12 protein-coding genes and 1 rRNA gene are annotated in these 19,981 nt (G+C 47.1%); 12 read left to right on the forward strand and 1 reads right to left on the reverse strand.

Features of this window, described 5'->3' with window-relative positions; genetic code table 11:
- The first annotated feature begins 1 nt into the window (after window position 1).
- Together AC1DOV_RS18550 and AC1DOV_RS18555 are read left to right on the forward strand one after the other, a co-directional pair.
- Entirely contained in the window at window positions 2–3,787 is a 3,786-nt protein-coding gene (locus AC1DOV_RS18550) for an S-layer homology domain-containing protein (protein WP_477550698.1), read from the forward strand.
- A gap of 296 nt (window positions 3,788–4,083) precedes the next feature.
- Window positions 4,084–4,299, forward strand: a complete 216-nt coding sequence (locus AC1DOV_RS18555; RefSeq protein ID WP_076266151.1) for a hypothetical protein — start codon at window positions 4,084–4,086, stop codon at window positions 4,297–4,299.
- A gap of 64 nt (window positions 4,300–4,363) precedes the next feature.
- On the opposite strand, the gene AC1DOV_RS18560 is transcribed toward AC1DOV_RS18555, so the two are convergent.
- Window positions 4,364–5,332: a sugar phosphate isomerase/epimerase family protein gene (locus AC1DOV_RS18560; protein ID WP_076266150.1), complete on the reverse strand. Its 969-nt coding sequence runs from the start codon at window positions 5,330–5,332 to the stop codon at window positions 4,364–4,366.
- A gap of 309 nt (window positions 5,333–5,641) precedes the next feature.
- On the opposite strand from AC1DOV_RS18560, the gene AC1DOV_RS18565 reads away from it, so the two are divergent.
- The 10 genes from AC1DOV_RS18565 to AC1DOV_RS18610 all read left to right on the forward strand — a co-directional run.
- Complete coding sequence (locus tag AC1DOV_RS18565) at window positions 5,642–6,757, forward strand: S1C family serine protease (RefSeq protein ID WP_477511537.1); 1,116 nt, start codon at window positions 5,642–5,644, stop codon at window positions 6,755–6,757.
- A 53-nt stretch (window positions 6,758–6,810) separates the two neighbouring features.
- Window positions 6,811–8,739, forward strand: a complete 1,929-nt coding sequence (locus tag AC1DOV_RS18570) for a stalk domain-containing protein (RefSeq protein WP_477550699.1) — start codon at window positions 6,811–6,813, stop codon at window positions 8,737–8,739.
- A 164-nt stretch (window positions 8,740–8,903) separates the two neighbouring features.
- Entirely contained in the window at window positions 8,904–11,435 is a 2,532-nt protein-coding gene (locus AC1DOV_RS18575) for a U32 family peptidase (protein ID WP_477550700.1), read from the forward strand.
- A 142-nt stretch (window positions 11,436–11,577) separates the two neighbouring features.
- Complete coding sequence (locus AC1DOV_RS18580; RefSeq protein WP_477550701.1) at window positions 11,578–12,153, forward strand: RNA polymerase sigma factor; 576 nt, start codon at window positions 11,578–11,580, stop codon at window positions 12,151–12,153.
- On the forward strand, window positions 12,137–12,478 hold the full coding sequence (locus AC1DOV_RS18585) for a hypothetical protein (protein WP_477550702.1): 342 nt from the start codon (window positions 12,137–12,139) through the stop codon (window positions 12,476–12,478). The genes AC1DOV_RS18580 and AC1DOV_RS18585 overlap by 17 nt, the downstream gene beginning before the upstream one ends.
- Window positions 12,475–13,947, forward strand: a complete 1,473-nt coding sequence (locus AC1DOV_RS18590) for a hypothetical protein (RefSeq protein WP_477550703.1) — start codon at window positions 12,475–12,477, stop codon at window positions 13,945–13,947. Before AC1DOV_RS18585 ends, AC1DOV_RS18590 begins: the two co-directional genes overlap by 4 nt.
- 89 nt (window positions 13,948–14,036) lie before the next feature.
- Window positions 14,037–14,732: a heptaprenylglyceryl phosphate synthase gene (pcrB, locus tag AC1DOV_RS18595; RefSeq protein ID WP_477550704.1), complete on the forward strand. Its 696-nt coding sequence runs from the start codon at window positions 14,037–14,039 to the stop codon at window positions 14,730–14,732.
- A 234-nt stretch (window positions 14,733–14,966) separates the two neighbouring features.
- The gene (gene pcrA / locus AC1DOV_RS18600; protein WP_477550705.1) at window positions 14,967–17,366 is read left to right on the forward strand and encodes a DNA helicase PcrA; all 2,400 of its coding nucleotides are present in this window, start codon (window positions 14,967–14,969) and stop codon (window positions 17,364–17,366) included.
- Window positions 17,367–17,429: 63 nt separating this feature from the next.
- Window positions 17,430–19,430: an NAD-dependent DNA ligase LigA gene (gene ligA / locus AC1DOV_RS18605; protein WP_477550712.1), complete on the forward strand. Its 2,001-nt coding sequence runs from the start codon at window positions 17,430–17,432 to the stop codon at window positions 19,428–19,430.
- A 420-nt stretch (window positions 19,431–19,850) separates the two neighbouring features.
- Window positions 19,851–19,981, forward strand: a 16S ribosomal RNA gene (locus tag AC1DOV_RS18610); the annotation flags it as partial.

Raw genomic sequence — 19,981 nt, forward strand, 5'->3', positions numbered from 1 at the left:
TTTGAAGCATTATATGCAGCAAAAGCTTGTATCCATGGTTCTATTAGTCGCACTCTTAACGACAATAGCGATTCCCGCTGTTTCAGCACAGGAAACAGGCGTACCGCTGGAGGATTCGCATCCGCTTGCTATAGCAGAGCAGTCGGTAACAGGCTCGACATATTATGTCAGCAATGAGGGCAATGACGATAATGATGGCAAATCGGAGGATAAAGCTTGGGCATCGTTAGAGAAGGTTAATAGCGTAGGCTGGAAGCCTGGCGATCGCATTTTATTCAAGGCTGGCGATGTATGGAATGGCTCATTGAAGCTAAGAGGAATATCAGGCACCAAGGAAGCACCGATCATCTTCGATAAATATGGCAGTGATGATCCTTCAGTAAGACCGATCATTAACGGCAATGGAACAACAACAACTGAGAAATCAGCTATTATTCAAAATTATGCAGGTGTGAAGGATAAAACATTATCCGCTACGATCGACGTTGTGGACGGCAGCTACCTGCAGTTTCATAACTTCGAATTAACGAATAAAAATCCTGATGTTGTCTCGCAGCGGGCAGGCATTAACATTAGAACAGCTTCAACCAATGTAACGGAATGGGAAGCTAACGCGCACCGAGGAATCGTAGTGAAGAACAACTATATCCACGATGTCGATGGCAACCCTACGGGCTGGAAGGTAGGCAGCGGCGGTATTCTGATCCTTGGCAATATTGAGGATGTGCTCGTTGAAGGAAATACGGTGGAGCGGGTCGATATCGAAGGCATTCGAAATGCGGGTCTTTACCGAGAAGGCGATACGAAAGCTAATTTCCCGAGAGTTCTGCGAAATGTGGTGTTCAATAATAACTATGTTGCCGATGTGCAGGGTGACGGCTTCGTTATGAGCAACGTGGGCAGCAACGGCAGAATGGAATACAATACGGTCGTCAGGCATTCGGCGAAAAATGTAGGCAATGTCAATTATGCCGGCCTATGGGTCATTGGCGTGAAGGATATGGTCATTCAATATAATGAAGTGTATGGCGGTATTTATGGCTACAATGATGGGCAGGCCTTTGACGTAGATATGTTTTGCGAAGGAACTCTCTATCAATATAACTACAGCCACAGCAACCGTGGTGGATTCATATTATTTATGAGCGGCTCAACAAACTCTCTCGTTCGCTATAATATTAGTGTAAATGATGGAGATGGTCGATATATATTCCATTATCTTCCTACTACGCTTGGAGATGCTCCATTAATTCATAACAATACTTTCTTTACGGATGCGCAGGTGCAGACGAAGCTGATCAGCGATCCTGGAAAATACTTACGAATGTACAATAATATCTTTTACTCCAAGGCGAATACAACGATTGGACAAGACCGCTTTGCTGGCGGCGAAGTGAAAAATAATATTTTTTATCCGGGCAGCGAGTACAAGGATTTGAAGCTGACTGGATTATCATTGGATCAAAACTTGTTTGCAAGTCCGCAATTCGCAAGAGCGGGTGAAGAGCCCAAAGATATCATTAATGCTAGCCAAAGCACATTTGATGTAGAGAAATTGAACGGATACAAATTGCTGCCAGGCTCACCGGCAATCGATGCAGGGATGGATATGACAGCATTGACGCCATCGGTATGGGCACCTGCAACAAAAGACTTCTTTAATAATGCGATCACATCTGCAGCTAATGTGGATATCGGAGCGCATGAATATTCGAATGATGCGCCAAGCGAGCAGGCACCAGAGGTAATGCCGCAAACGATTGTCATTGACAAGCCTGTGCTGGAGCTTCATGCAAAGCATAGAGGCGAGAAGATGACGGCTTCGGTTGGTCCAGACAACGCATGGTTTAAAGGAATCAAATGGTCGAGCAGCAATCCTGCAGTGGCCGCCATTAATGCGCAAGGTTTTGTATCCCCGCTGCTTGAGGGCGAAACGATCATTACAGCTGAAAGCACTATTAATCCGAATGTGAAAGCTGAAGCGCGAGTCATTGTTCATGCGCCTTCAAAGGTTGTATCCTACCTTGTTGCTTCAGACGGAACGGAGTTATCGGAGGAGAAGACTACGCTGCAGCTAAGAATTGACGGCGTGACAGAGGATCAAAATGCGATTGAATATGCGGATTATCATCAAGTAGAATATGCAACGAATAATGAGAATGTCGTTGTAGACTCGTTGACAGGCAAGCTTGAGGTGATCGGCGATCTAACAGGTGTCACTGAGGTTGAGGTTTCTGCTAAGGTGCAGGAATACAAGGACTTGGTCTACTCGGAGAGCTTCGAGAACGGCTGGAATGACTTCCTGCCAGAGACCGGTACGAGTATTACGACGGGCAGCATTTCGGATAAGGTTGCTTATCATGGTGATCAAAGTGCGCTATTTGTTGTTGGAAACGGCAGCAATGCCATTCAAAAGGTGTTTGGCGGCAAGCAGCAGGGCGTCGTATCGATGATGCTTTATGATGACGGCTCCGAAAGCTCGAAGACTCGGGTTGTCGCGCATGTCGGAAATGCAAGAAGCAGCCTGCTTGCAGGCATGGGCTTATTGTATGACGGCGGCACCTATGGGTCGCTGGAGTATTATTCAGTAAGGGCAAGCGGATCTTCAACCTCATGGGAAGCCACTCCGGTGAAACGAAGCGTCGGATGGCATGAACTGAAGTGGGATTACACATCAGGTACAGATTTAAAGATGTATATCGATGGGCAATTGGTGAAAACAACGACAGCGATTGCAAGCTTCGACAGAATCGTACTCGGTTATTTATGGGATAGTGCAAATGGACGTACATTTGCTTTCGACAATATTAAATATTCTTCGACGGGTGAATTAGTTTCATTACCGACAAAAGCGCTGACTCTTCACGTAAAACAACCAGAGCCAGAGGCGCCAGCATGGGAAAACGCAGTAGTGACCGCTTCGAATGTGACGCAGACGGGAGTAACCTTAAACTGGACACCGGCTGTCGATGCGCCAAGCATCACAGAATATGCCATTTACAAGGATGGCGTCAAACTGGCGAGCGTTGCAGGCAGTGTGTATAGCTACCAAGTAAGCGGACTATCTGCGGATACGTCTTACATGTTCAAGATTGAAGCGGGCAACGCAGGCGGCAAGTGGAGTGAGGATGGCCCAAGCGTTATCGTGAAAACGAACGTGGATACATCATCACCCGGTGGTACACCTGGAGGCGGAACAACCAATCCTGATCCGGTGAATCCAGGTGGAAAAGATCCTGAGAAACCGACAACGGACATTGTACTAACGGACATCGAAGGACACTGGGCATCGGATGCCATACAGCAAGCGATTAAGCTTAAATTTATTAATGGCTATACGGACAATTCCTTCCGTCCAAATGCAAGTGTAACGCGCGGAGAATTTGCTGCAATGCTGGCAAGAGCTCTGCATCTAGAAGAAAAAGGCGACGCTGATTTTGCAGATATCGACATGATTCCTGCATGGGCAAGACCTTATATTGCGAGTGTAGTAAACGCAGGTATCGCAAGCGGGTTCGAGGACAATACGTATCGTCCGGCTCAAGCGATTACGCGCGCAGAGGTGGCAGCTATGATCGTCCGTGCGAAGAAGCTGCCTCTAGAGAACAATGCCGAGCTATCGTTTAAAGATGCTGATCAAATCCCAAATTGGGCAAAACCTTATGTGGCAGCAGCATATAAAGCGGGTCTACTTCAAGGAAGAGACGGCGGCATATTCGCTCCTGCGGATCAGGCAACAAGGGCAGAAGCGGTGACTTTAATTTTAGCATTGCTGAATAGCAAGTAGCTCGTTAAGGATCGGGAAGAGTGAAATACTTCCCGATTCCTTTTTTAGTTATTTTATTATTTCATCAAGAGCATAGGCTCATTCAGCACTGTCAAAATGCTGTTATAGATCTTGGTAGAGATGGACAATTTATAGATGAGGGCTTATTAGTGAATGCCGGCTCTAAGCTAAAGATTCATTTTTTTTAGGAAATCGTGACAAACTTGTTACGAATGAAGATTCGGACTTGCGCCTTGAGCCACAAAAAGCTAACATATAGTAAAATAGGTTACGTGCGAAAAAAAGGAGGTCCCTTCATGTTTTTGGCAGAAGCAGCAGCTCAAACAGCAAGTAAAATTGGAACTTTCGATTGGTTTATGTTGGCCTTTACCGTATTGATCGCAATCGGACTGGTTCGACTACTGACCGCTCGTCCGAAGAAAAACATTTTTGCAATCGGTTTTACAACCGTTTCACTCGCATTGTTTTTGTTGATTGATTTCATTATGATCACAAAGGTTTGGATGGCGTAACAGCATACATAGAAAAAAGGTCTGCCGGACAAGTCCGGCAGACCTTTTTCTTTATGGCTAGAAGTTAAACCCACCACATCTCGCCAAGCGGCTCGCGGATAAGAATTTGTTGAAGATTTTGAACTGCTTTTGTGAAGCCTTCATCAACGGACATTAAGCCGTCTTCATGCTCGATGCTCACAACATAGTCGTAGCCGACTAGACGAAGCGCGCTAAGGATGTCTGCCCATGTTTTGAGGTCATGGCCGTAACCAACCGTACGGAACTGCCAAGCACGGTCAAGCATAAGAGCATACGATTGCATGTCCGTTACGCCGTGGTGATTTACGTTAATCGGATCGATTGTCGTATCCTTAGCATGGAAGTGATGGATAGCTCCAGCGCGTCCAAGGATATGTACTGCTTGAACAGGGTCAATTCCTTGCCACCACATGTGGCTCGGGTCTAGGTTGGCGCCGATTGCATTGCCAGCCGCTTCGCGAAGGCGAAGCATAGTAGCCGGGCTGTGAACGGAGAAACCGCCATGCAGCTCAAGGCCCATCTTCACACCGCTAGCTGTAGCAAGCTTGCCGATCTCAGACCAATATGGAATAACTTTCGCTTCCCATTGCCAGTTCAAAATTTCTTGGAAATCGTTTGGCCAAGGAGCAACCGGCCAGTTCGGATATTTTGCATCCTCGTGATCGCCAGGGCAGCCAGAGAAAGTATTTACAACGGAAACTTCAAGACGGTTAGCAAGTTCAATCGTTTTACGAATAACTTCATCATGCTCAGACGAAATGGCTTTCTGAGGATGCAATGGGTTGCCGTGGCAGCTAAGTGCGCTGATCATCAAACCGCGTGATTCTACTGCATGTTTAAACGCTTTCAGTTTTCCTTCATCCGCAAGCAAACCATCAAGGTCGCAGTGTGCATTCCCAGGGTATCCGCCAGTTCCGATTTCAATGGCATCAAGTCCTTTGGATGCGATGTAGTCAAGTGCTTCCTCGAACGGCTTTTGTGCAAAAAGTACGCTAAATACTCCTAATTTCATTTGTTCATTTACCTCCCGAATCCATCGATATGGATTGATTTAGTAGTCCCGTCTAGTATAACACTTCTATTCTCAGAACACATAACCGAAATCATATTTGGCAAAATCGCATAATAACTAAACAAAACAAGCGCAGTACGAGGAATCGAGATTAATAATTAGTATTTTTTTGGGAGAACAAATCTATCGATTTTCATTGTTGTATATGGGAAATTATGCTATATTACAACGGATTACTACTATTTCATGCATCATAGTTTCTTCATTAAGGGATTGGTATGCATGAACAAAAATTAGGAGAGTGGCTTCATGAAAAGCAGCTTGCTACGTGTCTGCAGCTTCATTGTATTAGGAGCGATTGTTGCAGCAGGAACGGTATGGGGTGCTGGTGCAAGCAACACAGCTACACATACGCTAAATGCTGCGAAAATTAATGGCGAGGTTTATGTCAAAGCAAGCTCATTAACAAGCTCGCTAGGCGGAACGGGTACGTTTGATTCCAAGACAAACACGTATGCGTATACGCCAGTCGATATCCCATCGGTTGTAAAGAAGGTATCGCCTTCCGTCGTCGCGATTATCGGTAAGCCGAAGGATATCGGCTCAGCCGATCCAAGGTATGCATTGGCGCATGGAACCGGCGTTATTATTCGTACAGATGGCTGGATCGTGACGAATGCGCATGTTGTTGAGGATATGACCAATCTGGTTGTCGTTACAGCAGACGGCAAGAAATACGATGCAGAACGCACGCATCACGATGAGGCAAGTGATCTGGCATTAGTTAAGATTAAGGCATCGAAGCTCCCAATCGCGAAGCTTGCCCCGTCACCGCTTAAGGTTCAAGTAGGCGAGACGGTAGTAGCCATCGGCACACCTGTATCGTTCTCCCTTCGCAATACGGCAACAAGTGGTATCCTGAGCGGCATGAATCGGAGTGTTTCTTCGGCATACAACCTGCTCCAAACGGATGCATCGATAAATCCAGGCAACAGCGGTGGGCCGCTTGTTAACATGAAAGGCGAGGTCATCGGCATTAATTCTTTAAAGTTTGTAGAGGTAGGAGTCGATAATCTCGGATTCTCTATTCCTGCGGATACCGTGCAGTACGTAACGAGTCATTTTTTCAAATACGGACATGTGAAACGCGCCTCGCTTGGCCTTGGACTTGAGGAAAGCTGGTCTGCGCTTATCGGAATCCCGACCTCCGACCCGTTAACAGTCAAATCGGTGACATCGGCAGCCGCCAAAAAAGCAGGTATCCAAGCTGGCGATTTGCTTTATAAAGTTGCAGGCAAGCAAGTATCCGCAAAGGTGGAGCTTAATGAGCTGCTAAAAAGTTATTTGCCGGGTCAACAAGTGGAGGTAATGCTGCAGATCGACGGTGACCTGGTTACCCGCAAGCTGACATTAGTAGAAGGTTAGGCGGCAGAGTTAAATTAAGATCAAAGTTATTATTTAATTATAAGGGGATATAGATGATGAGATTAAATATGTTTAAAAGAATGTTAACCATGCTTTTGCCGGTTTTGCTTGTTTTAGCGATGTTGCCGGTAGCTGCATTCGCAGCAGAGGCAGACAATAAGGTTGAAGTACGCTTGAAGGCGGGCAGCAAAACGGTCAAAATTAATGGGAAAGCTACTACGGTAGAGGCTCCTTTTGTAAGCAACGGAACAACGATGGTTCCGCTAAAAGTCATTACAAATGCTTTTGGTGCAGGACTTAAATTGGAAAACGGCAATGTGATCACACTTACTTACAATGACCGCAAGATTGTTTTAACTTTTGGCAGCAAAACAGTAAAAGTGAACGGTGCAGCCAAAGCAGTAGCAGTTGCTCCAGTTGCAGTTAAAGGCTCAACAATGGTGCCGCTGCGCGTTATTGTAGAAGCTTTTGGCGCAAAAATTACAGCTGACAATGCGACTAAAGAAACCATTATTATTGGTGTACGTGCACAATCGTCCGGTACGGGCGGCACTTCTATTGATTCCGAATTTGGTAAAACAAAAATTGGTGACAGCTACCATGGCTGGTCATTAAATTATCCAGCAGGCTTGATTCAAGTGGATCAAAGCGATAACGGCGAATTTATTACTTGGGCAGATACTGCCGATGATTCCAAGGTTGCTGCGCAAGTGAATGTGATTACGGAACGTGTAGGCGATGACAAGCTGTCTGTCGAAGAGCAGAGAGAGCTTATGATTTCCTATTATGATCAAGATGAGATTACAGTAGACAAACGCACGATCACTGTAGGCGGTTTAACCTTCGAGAAGGTGATAAGCTACGCTAAACAAACAAAAATGAACTACGAGTATCGCGGTATTCAAAAAGGCGATAAGTATTACATTGTTATTGTAGGTGCTAAGGGTGCGAATAAGTCAGTTTTGACTAGCTATGATACATTCTTAAATAGCTTTACTCCTTCTTTTAATACAGCAGATAAATCGCTTAAGGATGTTACGAAGGTAAAAGATGGCGTAATCACCTTCAAAGACGAGGATTATGGGCTAACGGTTAAGCTTCCAACGGATTGGAACAAAGATTATGAGAGCACGACACCATCGTTCCAAAACGATAAGGAACTTTTCTTCTTTTCTCTCACTTCATTAACAGCAGGCGTTACGATGGACAATTGGGCACAAAAGAGGGAAGCGAGAATTCGTGAGGATTTTGTTAACTCCAGTGTTCGCAATTTCGTTACAACACCGGTAACTTTGATTGATGGCAAGGCGGTAGCGCTAAGCTATGAGCTTTCGTTAGGTGAGGACGCATGGTTTACCTATAATGAGATTGCTTTATTTTCAGGAAATTACCGTTATTCATTAGTTTATATGTATCCTACCGCTAATAGCGCGAAGAGCAAGCTTACGTACAACCAAGTTTTGGCTTCGGTCGATATTGATACTGCTTTAATTGAGAAAACATTTGGCAATGTTGAGGAAAGTTATGATTTGGCTGATCGCAGCACAAAAACAACAAAACGCAGCTCTACGTATGGTTATTCTATTGAACTCCCAACCTACTGGTATGGTATTCAGAAAAACTTTAACGAAGATGATGTTTTGTATACGTTTAGTGCAGGCAGCTTAAATATTTTTGAGTCGGATACAGCAGCGGCGACCGTTGTGAATTCGCTTTTGCAATATGTGAATTCAGCTGAAGGCAGCGCGCAGGGAAGTACGACGAAGCAATCTAATACGGTTACGATTAATGGAAAAACGGCACAGCATGTCGTTATCCATACATCCAAGCCACAAGATGATATTCCGTATACAGAAGAGTTTTATATTTTTGACTCTGCACAAGGAACTATGGTATTTAGCTTAAACTATTACGATGTGCGTGCTTCAGACAGCAACCTCAAAATCATTAACGACGCAGTGCAATCGATTCGTTTTAATTAGTAGAAGGCCGGTTCCCTTATTGGGGAATCGGTCTTTTTTTCATTTAAATGAGGCGTCAACCGTGAAAGCTTGCGCGATGCCAGTATTGTGTAGTGGTATAGATGTCCGTGGTTTGTTAAGATAGTGGAAGCAGGTTTCAAGAATGAGAGGGATTGATAGTTAAAATGACAGATACAATAATGAGATCGGACATAGAGCTGCTGGCTCCGGCTGGCGATTGGGATTGCATGAGAGCGGCCGTAGCAAATGGCGCGGATGCGATATTTTTTGGCGTGGAGAAATTTAATGCCCGCGCACGAGCGAACAATTTCCGCAGTGAGGAACTGCCGGAAATTATGGCATTTTTGCATACGTACGGGGTAAAAGGTTTTCTCACATTTAATATTCTCGTATTCGAGGATGAGCTGAGAGACGCGCAGAAGTTAATCGAAATGTGTATCGATGCAGGCGTGGACGCGGTAATCGTACAGGATTTGGGACTTGTGAAGCTGATTCGCGAGCTGTCGCCAGACTTTCCAATTCACGGCTCTACTCAGATGACGATCACATCGCCAGAGGCTGTCGAGTTTACGAAGCCGTTTGGTCTTGAGCGGGTCGTGCTAGGCCGCGAAAATAATTTGAAGCAAATTCGTACCATTGGCGAGCAAGCGAAGCTGCCAATGGAGGTATTCGTGCACGGTGCGCTATGCGTATCGTATTCGGGTCAGTGTCTCACGTCCGAGATGTGGGGAGGACGCTCGGCCAATCGCGGTGAATGCGCGCAGGCTTGCCGGCTGCCGTATGATTTGATGGTCGATGGCGAGGTACAGCCGATGGGAGACATCGCGTATTTGCTGTCGCCGAAGGATTTGGCGGCGATTGATATTGTGCCGGAGCTCATCCAAGCGGGCGTTACGTCATTTAAAATCGAAGGGCGGCTTAAGAGCCCGGAGTATGTTGCGAATGTCGTGAGCAAGTATCGGCGCGCGATCGATAAATATTTTGACGGCGACTTGTCGAAGCCGTCTGTGGAGGATGTGCGTGAGCTGCAGCAAAGCTTCTCGCGCGGCTTCACGCATGGTTTCCTGTCGGGAACAAACAACAAGATGCTTGTTGAGGGTACGTTCCCGAAAAGCCGCGGTGTCTACCTCGGCCGAGTAGAGCGCATTATGCGCGATGCGGTTACGCTGAAGATCGAAGCGCCGCTTAAGCGCGGAGATGGCATTGTGTTTGACGCAGGCGACCCGACGAAAAAGGAAGAGGGCGGCCGCGTTTACGATATTCGCCGTCAAGGCGTGAAAATCGAGGGCGAAGCGCAGGAAGGCATATTGATCGAGCTGGTAGCTGGACGGAATGACGTTGATTTGCGCAAGGTTCATGTAGGCGACCGTGTGTGGAAAACGAATGATCCGGCGCTGGACAGACGCCTCAGAGCTTCTTTTGAAACAGAAAAGCCATATCGCGTATTCCCGCTTCATGTTCGAGTGACGGGTGCGCTTGGCCAGCCGATGCGTACATGGTGGACAGATGTGCAGAAGGGGACGACGGTTGAAGTCGCGTCAGAGATCGATTTGGAGCAGGCACAGAAGCGTCCGATGGATGCAGCGCTGCTTGAGGATCAACTGGGCCGTCTGGGCGGCACGGTTTATCAGCTTGAGAAGCTCGAGGTAGAGCTGCAAGGCGATTTGATCGTACCGATTCGTGAGCTGAACAGACTGCGCCGTGAAGCTGTCGAGCTGCTTGCAGGCGAGCGTCCGAAGCCGCCTGTCTATGTGAAGAATGCGATATACGCAAGCGAGGATGCTGTTTTGGCTGATGTGGTGAAAAAAGATATTTTGGCTCCTCAGAGCGGAAAAGATGCAAACTTGATCGCACTATGCCGCACCTTGGAGCAGGTGCAGGCAGCAGTCAAAACCGATGTCGCTTATGTATACGCTGATTTTGAATTTATTAAACAATTCCCTGCAGCGGTAGCCGCTGCCCGTGAAGCAGGCAAACCGATTGCTCTGGCTACGCCGCGCATTCACATGCCTGGCGAAAATGGCTACCATGCGAATATATTAAAGCTGCAGCCCGATGCCGTACTTGTTCGGAACACTGGAGCACTTTATTACTACTTGCGCGCTCGTGCAGCTAATCCGGACAAGCCATTTCCTAAGCTGATTGGCGATTTCTCACTGAACGTAGCCAATCATAAGGCAGTGAAGCTGTTTACCGAGGTTGGTCTTGATCTGATAACACCGTCGTATGATTTGAACATTCAGCAGATGGTTGATTTGCTGGAAAGCTCAGATACGTCGATGCTGGAAATGGTTATCCATCAGCATTTGCCGATGTTCCACACGGAGCATTGCGTATATTGCACCTTTATGAGTGAAGGAACTGACTTCACAAACTGCGGACGTCCTTGTGAGGAGAAGCGTGCTTCCCTGCAGGATCGTATTGGCATGGCGCATCCTGTTCGCGTAGACGAAGGCTGCCGCAACACTGTGTACAACGCAATCGAGCAATCGGGTGCTGAGTACATTCGCAATTTCGTAGGAATGGGCGTATCCAATTTCCGTGTCGAGTTTCTAGAAGAAACACCGGAGAAAGTGCTTGAAGTGTTGTCTCTTTACCGTGATGCGCTTGATGGCCGTATTAGCGGCACGCAAGTATGGCGCAGCCTGAAAGCCATTAACCAGCTTGGCGTTACGCGTGGTCAACTGGTCAAATAAATCTAACGAAATTTCAAGCGATACCGTCTTCTCTGTGAATGGGAGGGCGGTATTTTTTTTGTTGTGAAATTTTATAAAGGCGGATTTGCAACCTTTTGCGCTTCAAACCGCATCTTTACTTATATAGAGAGCAGGTGAATGGATGAGTGCGGAGCAACAAGCGATTGAACGACTGAAAGGTGGTGACGGCTCCGCCCTGAAGTGGCTGATGGAGCAGTATGGCAACGATATTTTGCGGACAGCCGCCTTGCTGCTGAAGGATCATCACTTGGCAGAGGATGTGAGCCAGGAGGTATTTATAACCGCCTTTCAAAAAATAAAACAATACCGCGGCGATGGAAGCCTGCGCGGCTGGCTGCTGCAAATGACGATTAATCGCTGCCGCAGCAAGATGCGGCTCGCTTCATGGAAAAGGCTGCTGTTTCGAGCGGAAACAGGAGAAGAAATGAGCGTACATAACATGATGTTTAAATCGCCGACCGATGCGGGAGTTGAACAATGGCTGCTGGCCTCATCGCTTCGTGAATCCATTGAGGTTATGCCTTTCAAATATCGTGAGGTCATCGTTCTTTATTATTATCAAGAGCTGACCATTAAAGAAATCGCGCAGGTGCTCGGTGAGCCGGAAAGTACCATTAAGAGTAAGCTGCTGCGAGGACGGCGACAGCTTAGGCAGCAATTAGAGGAAGGAGACTGGCAGGATGAAACAAGAGCATGATACAAAAAGCATTCGTGAAAATTTGGATATAGAGCTGGCGGGTGTTCAGTTCACTGAACAGCTTCAAAAGACTGTTTTAGACCGAGCATGCCCTCCTTCATTTTGGAATCGGGAGCTGCGTATACCTGGGATTGCTGTCGTTTTAGTCCTATGCATGTGTATCGCTGTACCCGTAATCGGCTGGCAGCGTTTAACGTCAACTGTTTATTCTCCGCAAACGATGGATGCCAAGCCCCAGCCTGAAAGCAGCGATCGGTTAATTATGATTGCAGGCGGCGTTTATTATGAATCAGAGCTGCTTGAAGGGTGGCCGAAGGAAAAATGATACGAATGAAAGTGAAAACGATGGCAATGCTGCTCGCTTTTCTTATGATTGTAGCGGGAGCTTGTTATTTTCTAATTCCCTTTTTCCTTTTTCATACGGAGAAATACGATGTTTTGTGGAAGTGGTTTCCTAGAACCGAGAGCGCGGAATCTGCACTTTTATTAGCGTCTGAGGCGTCCGAGCTGGTTACGGATTCGAACGGCGACGATCATATATTTATTTTCCCGAGCAGCAGCTCCTCCAGCGGAGGAGAACGAACGGCAGAGGAACGTATGCGCGAGATAAACCGGCTCGAAAATTTGGTGGAGCAATATTCAACGTCGTCATATATTTATGGGGTTAAATTTAATTTGGGCAAACTTTATATGTGGAACAAGGAGTGGGATAAAGCAGAACGGCTTTTTGCAGAGCTTGACGCAAATGTGAATACCGGTACATTCCATGCGGATGAGGAGCTGCGAACCTATCTAGCGATTTTGAGTACAAGAACGGCGATACCTGATAAGCAGGCTGCTATAACAGGGAAAGTTAAGATTGGCGAAAAACCGGCTGCGAATGTGTTTGTTATATTGCACCGCAAGGATGCAAGCGGATGGAGCACGCCGCCTTATCTTCATTACCCGGTAGCCATTACAGATGAGCAGGGTGTTTATCGTTTTTATGACGTGGATGCTAATGAGTATGAGGTTGGAGTCGGTGTCACTCCTGCTGAGGTAAATGGATATTACTTAACGCAGTCTGACCGAGAGTATGTGAGCGCTCTAGAAGGCAAAACAGAAACATACGATTTTCAATTTGTACCACAAGTAAGTGTTATATCACCAGTTAATAAAGAGCAGCTAACCGGGGATAAATTGTTATTCGAATGGAATGCCTATCCGGGTGCGGATTACTATACACTTTCGATAACGTCCATTTTCCGCATTAAAGATGGGAATACTGTTAGCGCTAATACGGTACAGCTTTCGGATGAGCGCTTTAAAGGAACAACAGCGGAGTACAGCTTGAAGGAATTGAGAGGAAATACGCTGGGATTTGGCAAAAGCATGGACTCGGGAGGAAATGTTGCTTTGTCTAATATCGGAGTGCTTGGCGCGGTTTATCCCGGGGGAGATTTCATATGGTCAGTTGATGCTTATGATGCGGGAGGGCGCAAAATATCGAGCTCTAGCGGCTATTACACAGCTCTAATCCAGAAAACCCCGTTTTTCACGATGCCAGAGGAAGGGATGCTTGCTGGAGACAGGCTGGTCATTAAAGGGGAATATGAGGAAGCCATCGCGTCTTACAAGTCAGAAGGGGATAACGATGACGCACTGCGTCCGCTAGCTAGACTGATTTATTATGGCATTACGAAGGCAGACGGCGATCCAGAGGAAGCTTTGACTTATTTAGAGCGGGTAAGAGTTCCCAATGTTAGCGACAAGGACCTAATGAAGCAAATGAAAGAGAAGCTTGAAGGAGAGTAACTGTTTGACACGGATTTCTCGCTGACATAGCATAGAAGGAAAGCAATTATGCGACAATTGATTTATGACAAAGCGAGGCGTGATCATTCATGAATGAGGTTTGGTTTTCAAGCTGGAGGCATGTGTTTAAGCTCGACCCTGATCGAGAAATTTCCGATGAACAGCTTGACGCGATTTGTACCTCGGGTACCGATGCGATTATTGTCGGAGGCTCCAGCGGCGTTACTTTTGAGAATACAGTGGATCTTATGGCACGAATTCGCAGGTATGCGGTGGACTGTGCATTAGAGGTTTCTACTTTAGAGGGAGCGGTTCCCGGCTTCGACGGCTATTTTGTACCGCTTGTCCTTAATACGAGCAGAGCAGAGTGGATTACCGGACGGCAAACCGAAGGGCTAATAGAATATGGCTCTTTCGTTCCTTGGGAGGAAACAGCGGCGCAAGGCTATATTATTTTGAATGAAGAGGCTACTGCTGCAAAAGTTACGGGTGCGCAAACGGAGCTGACAGAAGCAGAGCTCACCGCACATGTGCGAATGGCTGATCGGCTGATGCGCCTGCCGGTTGTTTATTTGGAATATAGCGGACGATTCGGCGATATGCAGCTGGTGAAGCGGGCAAGAATGACAGCCACGCAAGCACGGGTATTTTATGGCGGAGGAATTGACAATGCAGACAAAGCTAGTCAAGCGGCTGAAGCTGCTCATACCGTCGTTGTAGGAAACATTATTTACAGCGATCTTGAAGCAGCGTTATCGACAGTGGCAGCTGTTAAGAATGTCTGATTTGTTCCTGTTTTGCCTATAGCCATGGTCTCAATGAAAAAAAGCATTCGCTGTATCTGATCCTGTTGCACATAGGTGACAATGGGACAGAACGGCAGATGCTTTTATTTGTTTATAGCGTTGACATACTTTCTGTCATAATTCAAGCTAATTCCTATATTCTCAAATTGACACAGCGGTAGCCGTTGTCTACACTGGTGAGAGGCGAACATATGCGAACAAAGGAGTCTGAGCATGTTGAATTATATGAGTATCGAGCAGGCGGTACAGAAGCTGAACCCGCCGCAGCGTGATGCTGTTCAAGCGACTGACGGGCCGCTTTTGATTATGGCGGGAGCGGGCAGCGGCAAGACTCGCGTTCTGACACATCGAATTGCTTACTTAATAGAAAAGAAGCGTGTGGCGCCATGGAGTATTTTGGCCATCACCTTTACGAATAAAGCATCACGAGAGATGCAGGACCGGGTCAGTGCGCTTGTTGGACCATCAGGGCGGGACATTTGGGTATCTACCTTCCACTCGATGTGCGTGCGTATCCTCAGAAGAGATATCGATCGGATCGGTTATACATCCAGCTTCTCAATTTTGGACTCTTCGGACCAATTGTCGGTTATCCGCGGCTGTATGAAGGACATGAACATCGATACGAAGAAGGTTGAGCCGAAGGCGGTTCAAGCTGCAATAAGCGGAGCGAAAAATGAGCTGATCACGCCGGAGCAATTCGAGCAAAAGGTCGGCGACTATTTTGAGGGCATCGTTGCTCAAGTGTTTACGAAATACCAGAAAAAGCTGAGAAGCAATAACTCACTTGATTTTGATGATCTTATTATGATGACGATTCAGCTGTTTAAAGATGTACCAGAGGTGCTTGAATTTTATCAGAACAAGTTCAGATACATTCATGTGGATGAGTATCAGGATACGAACAGAGCACAATATATGCTGACCCGCATGCTTGCGGATAAACATCATAATATATGCGTAGTAGGTGACAGCGATCAGTCCATCTACCGCTGGCGTGGAGCTGACATTACGAACATCTTGAATTTTGAGGGCGATTATCCAGAGGCGCGGACGATCATGCTGGAGCAAAACTATCGTTCAACAGCAAATATTCTCGATGCAGCAAACGCGGTTATTAAGCTGAATACAGGGCGCAAGCCGAAGAAGCTGTGGACGGATCAAGGCGCGGGTGATCTCATTGCACTCTATCAAGCAGATACTGAACATGATGAAGGATATTTTGTAACGGGGGAAATTCGCAAAAATGTGAATAACGGCTATAAATTTGCCAATCATGCGATATTATACCGTACCAATGCTCAGTCGCGGGTTATAGAGGAAATTTTGATTAAATCGGATATTCCTTATCAAATCGTTGGCGGCATTAAGTTCTATGATCGCAAAGAGATTAAGGACTTGCTCGGATATTTGAAGCTCGTTTCCAACCCGGATGATGATATAAGCTTGGTTCGTATCATTAATGTGCCGAAGCGGGGGATTGGGGATACAACGGTTGGCAAGCTTGCGGATGAAGCTGCGAGAAGAGGCACTTCCATTTACCGTGTATTGAACAACCTCGGCGAGGTTGAGGTGAATGCTCGGACACGGACGCTATTGCGCGAGTTTTATGAGATTATCGACAATCTTACACGGATGGTTGAATATCTATCGGTAACGGAGCTTACAGAGAAGGTGCTGGAGCTGTCGCAGTACCGGATGGAGCTGCATCAAGAGAACACGCTGGAGTCGAAGGCGCGTCTTGAGAATATCGATGAGTTTCTGTCGGTGACGATGGATTTTGAGAAGCGCAATGAGGATCGGACGCTCGTGGCGTTCCTAACTGATTTGGCACTCATAGCCGACATCGATTCCTTGAACAAGGATGAAGAAGAAGCAGAGAAGAATAAAGATGCGATCACGCTGATGACCATGCATAGTGCTAAGGGACTTGAGTTCCCTGTCGTTTTCATTATCGGCATGGAAGAGAGCGTATTTCCGCATAGCCGTGCTCTTGCTGATAATGAAGAGCTTGAAGAGGAGCGGCGCCTTGCATATGTAGGGATTACCCGCGCGGAGAAGCGGCTTTATCTGACATGTGCGAGGATGCGGACTTTGTTTGGCCGTACGAGCAGCAACATGCCTTCGCGTTTCCTGCAGGAAATACCAGAGAGCGTAAGAGAAGGCGCTTCTAGCGGCAGCGGCGGTTATTCACGTGGAAGCGTGGGCACTCGCAGCGGCGTTAGCGTCACGGGCGGTACTGGTGCGGCTGCGCAAGGCGCGAGCCGCGGGTTTGCCGGTCGCGCGCCAGCTGGCGGTGCGCCCGGTGCAGGCAGCCGTTCCCCAGGTATGGGGGGAACGGGCCCGGCCGCGATGGGCGGCAGAGGAGGCGGCGTGCGTGTCAGCACGCCGCTGCAGGAAGCCGCTCGGGCGGCTCAGGGGAGCAGCGCGGCGGGCGATGCCGCGCCTGGAACATTTGCGTCAGGTGATCGCGTGTCGCATGGCAAATGGGGAATTGGCGTTATCGTCTCCGTCAAAGGGACGGGCAAGGATATGGAGCTTAACATCGCATTCCCGGCTCCGGTTGGCATCAAGCGATTGCTTGCCGGCTTTGCCCCGATAACAAAAGTATAAGGTTGATCAGCCATTTTTGACGATTAGAAGGAGGAGCCTTCCGTGAACGCTCAATTAGAGAGAATGCAGCAGCTTGTTGCGATCATTGCAGAGCATAATTATCGCTACTACACGCTTGATCAGCCTACAATAAATGATACGGATTATGACAAGCTCTATGATGAGCTTGTCGCTTTGGAGAAGGAGACGGGCGTGTTTTTGCCTGAGTCGCCGACACAGCGAGTAGGCGGCGATTTGCTCAAAGGTTTTGAGCCGTACAAACACCGTGCTCGTTTATGGAGTTTGGATAAAGCTCAAAATACGGAAGACTTGCTTTCGTGGAATACAAGATTGCTTAAAGCAGTCGCCGATTATAATGCAAAACATCCGGAAGAAGAGCCTTTGCCGCAGCCTACTTATGTCGTTGAGCTGAAGTTTGACGGCTTGACCCTGAATCTGACCTACGAGGATGGACAGCTGGTTCAAGCAGCTACGCGCGGAAACGGTGCGATTGGCGAAGGGATATTGCAGCAGGTTCGAACGATACGTTCTGTTCCGCTCACAATTCCATGGGCTGATGGTATTGTTGAAGTGCAGGGAGAAGGCATTATGCAGCTTTCGGTGCTCGCCAAATATAATGAAACGGCAGCTGAACCGCTCAAAAATGCACGGAATGCCGCAGCAGGCGCACTGCGCAATCTTAATCCGCGGGTTACAGCCGAGCGGAAGCTGAACGCATTTTTCTATAATGTCGGCTACGCTGACGGAGTTTCTTTTGCAGATCATCATGAAATGCAGAAGTTTCTGAACGACAACCGCTTTAAGGTGAATCCATATGTAACGTATCAAAATACGATCGAAGAGGTTCAAGAAGAGTTGCTGCGTGTAACAGAAAAACGGGAGCAGCTGGATTTCCTCATTGATGGTGCTGTAATCAAGGTTGTAGATATGCGGACGAGGGAAGCACTCGGTTATACGGATAAATTCCCTCGCTGGGCGGTTGCCTTTAAGTTCGAAGCGGAGGAAGCAGCAACAGTACTCGAAGCCGTGTCTTGGGAGGTTGGCCGTACCGGCAAAATAACCCCAGTCGCGCGTGTCGAGGCTGTTGAGCTCGCTGGTGTTACTGTACAAAACTGTACTCTCAATAATATTGGCGATATTGAACGCAAAAACCTCAAGTTCGCACTAGGGACACTCGTTACGATTCGCCGCTCAAATGATGTTATTCCAGAAATATTGGGCAAGGCCGATGATGTGCCTGGTGAAGAAATTGTGTTTCCAACGGTATGTCCATCATGCGGAACGGAGCTCGAGCAGCGGGGAGCTCACCTATTCTGCAATAATAAGCTGGGCTGCCAGCCGCAAATTATCGGCCGGATCACTCATTTCGCGTCTCGGGATGCAATGGATATCGATACGTTCAGCGTCATGACAGCAGAACAGCTATACAAAGATTGCGGAGTACGTGATCCTGCTGATTTGTACGCACTTACTTACGATGATCTGATTGGACTCGAACGATTCGGTGAGAAGAAGGCGCTCAAGCTGCTTGCCGCATTTGAAAAGTCCAAGGATAGAGAGCTTGCGTCATTCTTATTTGCTCTAGGCATTCCGAACACGGGCAAAGCAACAACGAAAATGCTGGCTGATCATTATGGAAATCTAGATGCTATTATGCAGGCGGAAGCTGCAGAACTTATTACGCTTCCGGATGTTGGCTGTATTGTTGCTGAGAGCATCGTTGGATTTTTTCAAGATCCCATTATTACTGCGAGTATTGCCAGAATGCGCGAGCTAGGTGTGAAAGCTGAAGCGGAACAGCAGCTGGTTGCGAGAAATGATAGTGTATTCAGCGGGAAGACAGTCGTACTTACAGGTACGCTGCCGACGATGTCTAGGGATGAAGCTGCAAAGCTGCTCGAAGCTTGCGGAGCCAAAATCTCGGGCAGCGTATCTAAGAAAACAGATTTTGTTGTAGCTGGCGAAAGCGCCGGAAGCAAGCTGACGAAAGCTCGCGAGCTTGGTATTACGGTTATAGAAGAGGAAGCTGAGTTATTGCGCCTTTTGGGTGAAACCGTTATATAGTAATAAAACGTCATTCAAAGCATTGTTTTGAATGCTTTAATAAGAAGGAGCTGTCCCTTAAGGTTATAGACCTTGAGGAATAGTTCCTTTTGTTTTTAGTTAAATGATGATGGATTACTATCCATAAACCAGAATAAAGAGTGCGTTAAGATAAATTGTAATTGTCATTTTTTTCAACTTGTATTCTGTTTGCGTAAGTGATATATTATTTCTTGTCGCTTCTGAGACACGGACAAACAATTGAATGACTCACAAACATTTGTGAAACAAACGGTTGACAACGTTGGACGAAGATGATAATATCATTTCTTGTCACGACAAAATGTGACAAACAAGTTCTTTGAAAACTGAACAAATGGATCACGTCGATCCGGTAATGTTTTAAAATAGCTAGTTAAGTATTGAGCAAGTCAAACAACCAATTTGGAGAGTTTGATCCTGGCTCAGGACGAACGCTGGCGGCGTGCCTAATACATGCAAGTCGAGCGGAGTTGATGAGGTGCTTGCACCTCTGATACTTAGCGGCGGACGGGTGAGTAACACGTGGGTAA

This window comes from Paenibacillus sp. 01T47 (assembly GCF_056398245.1).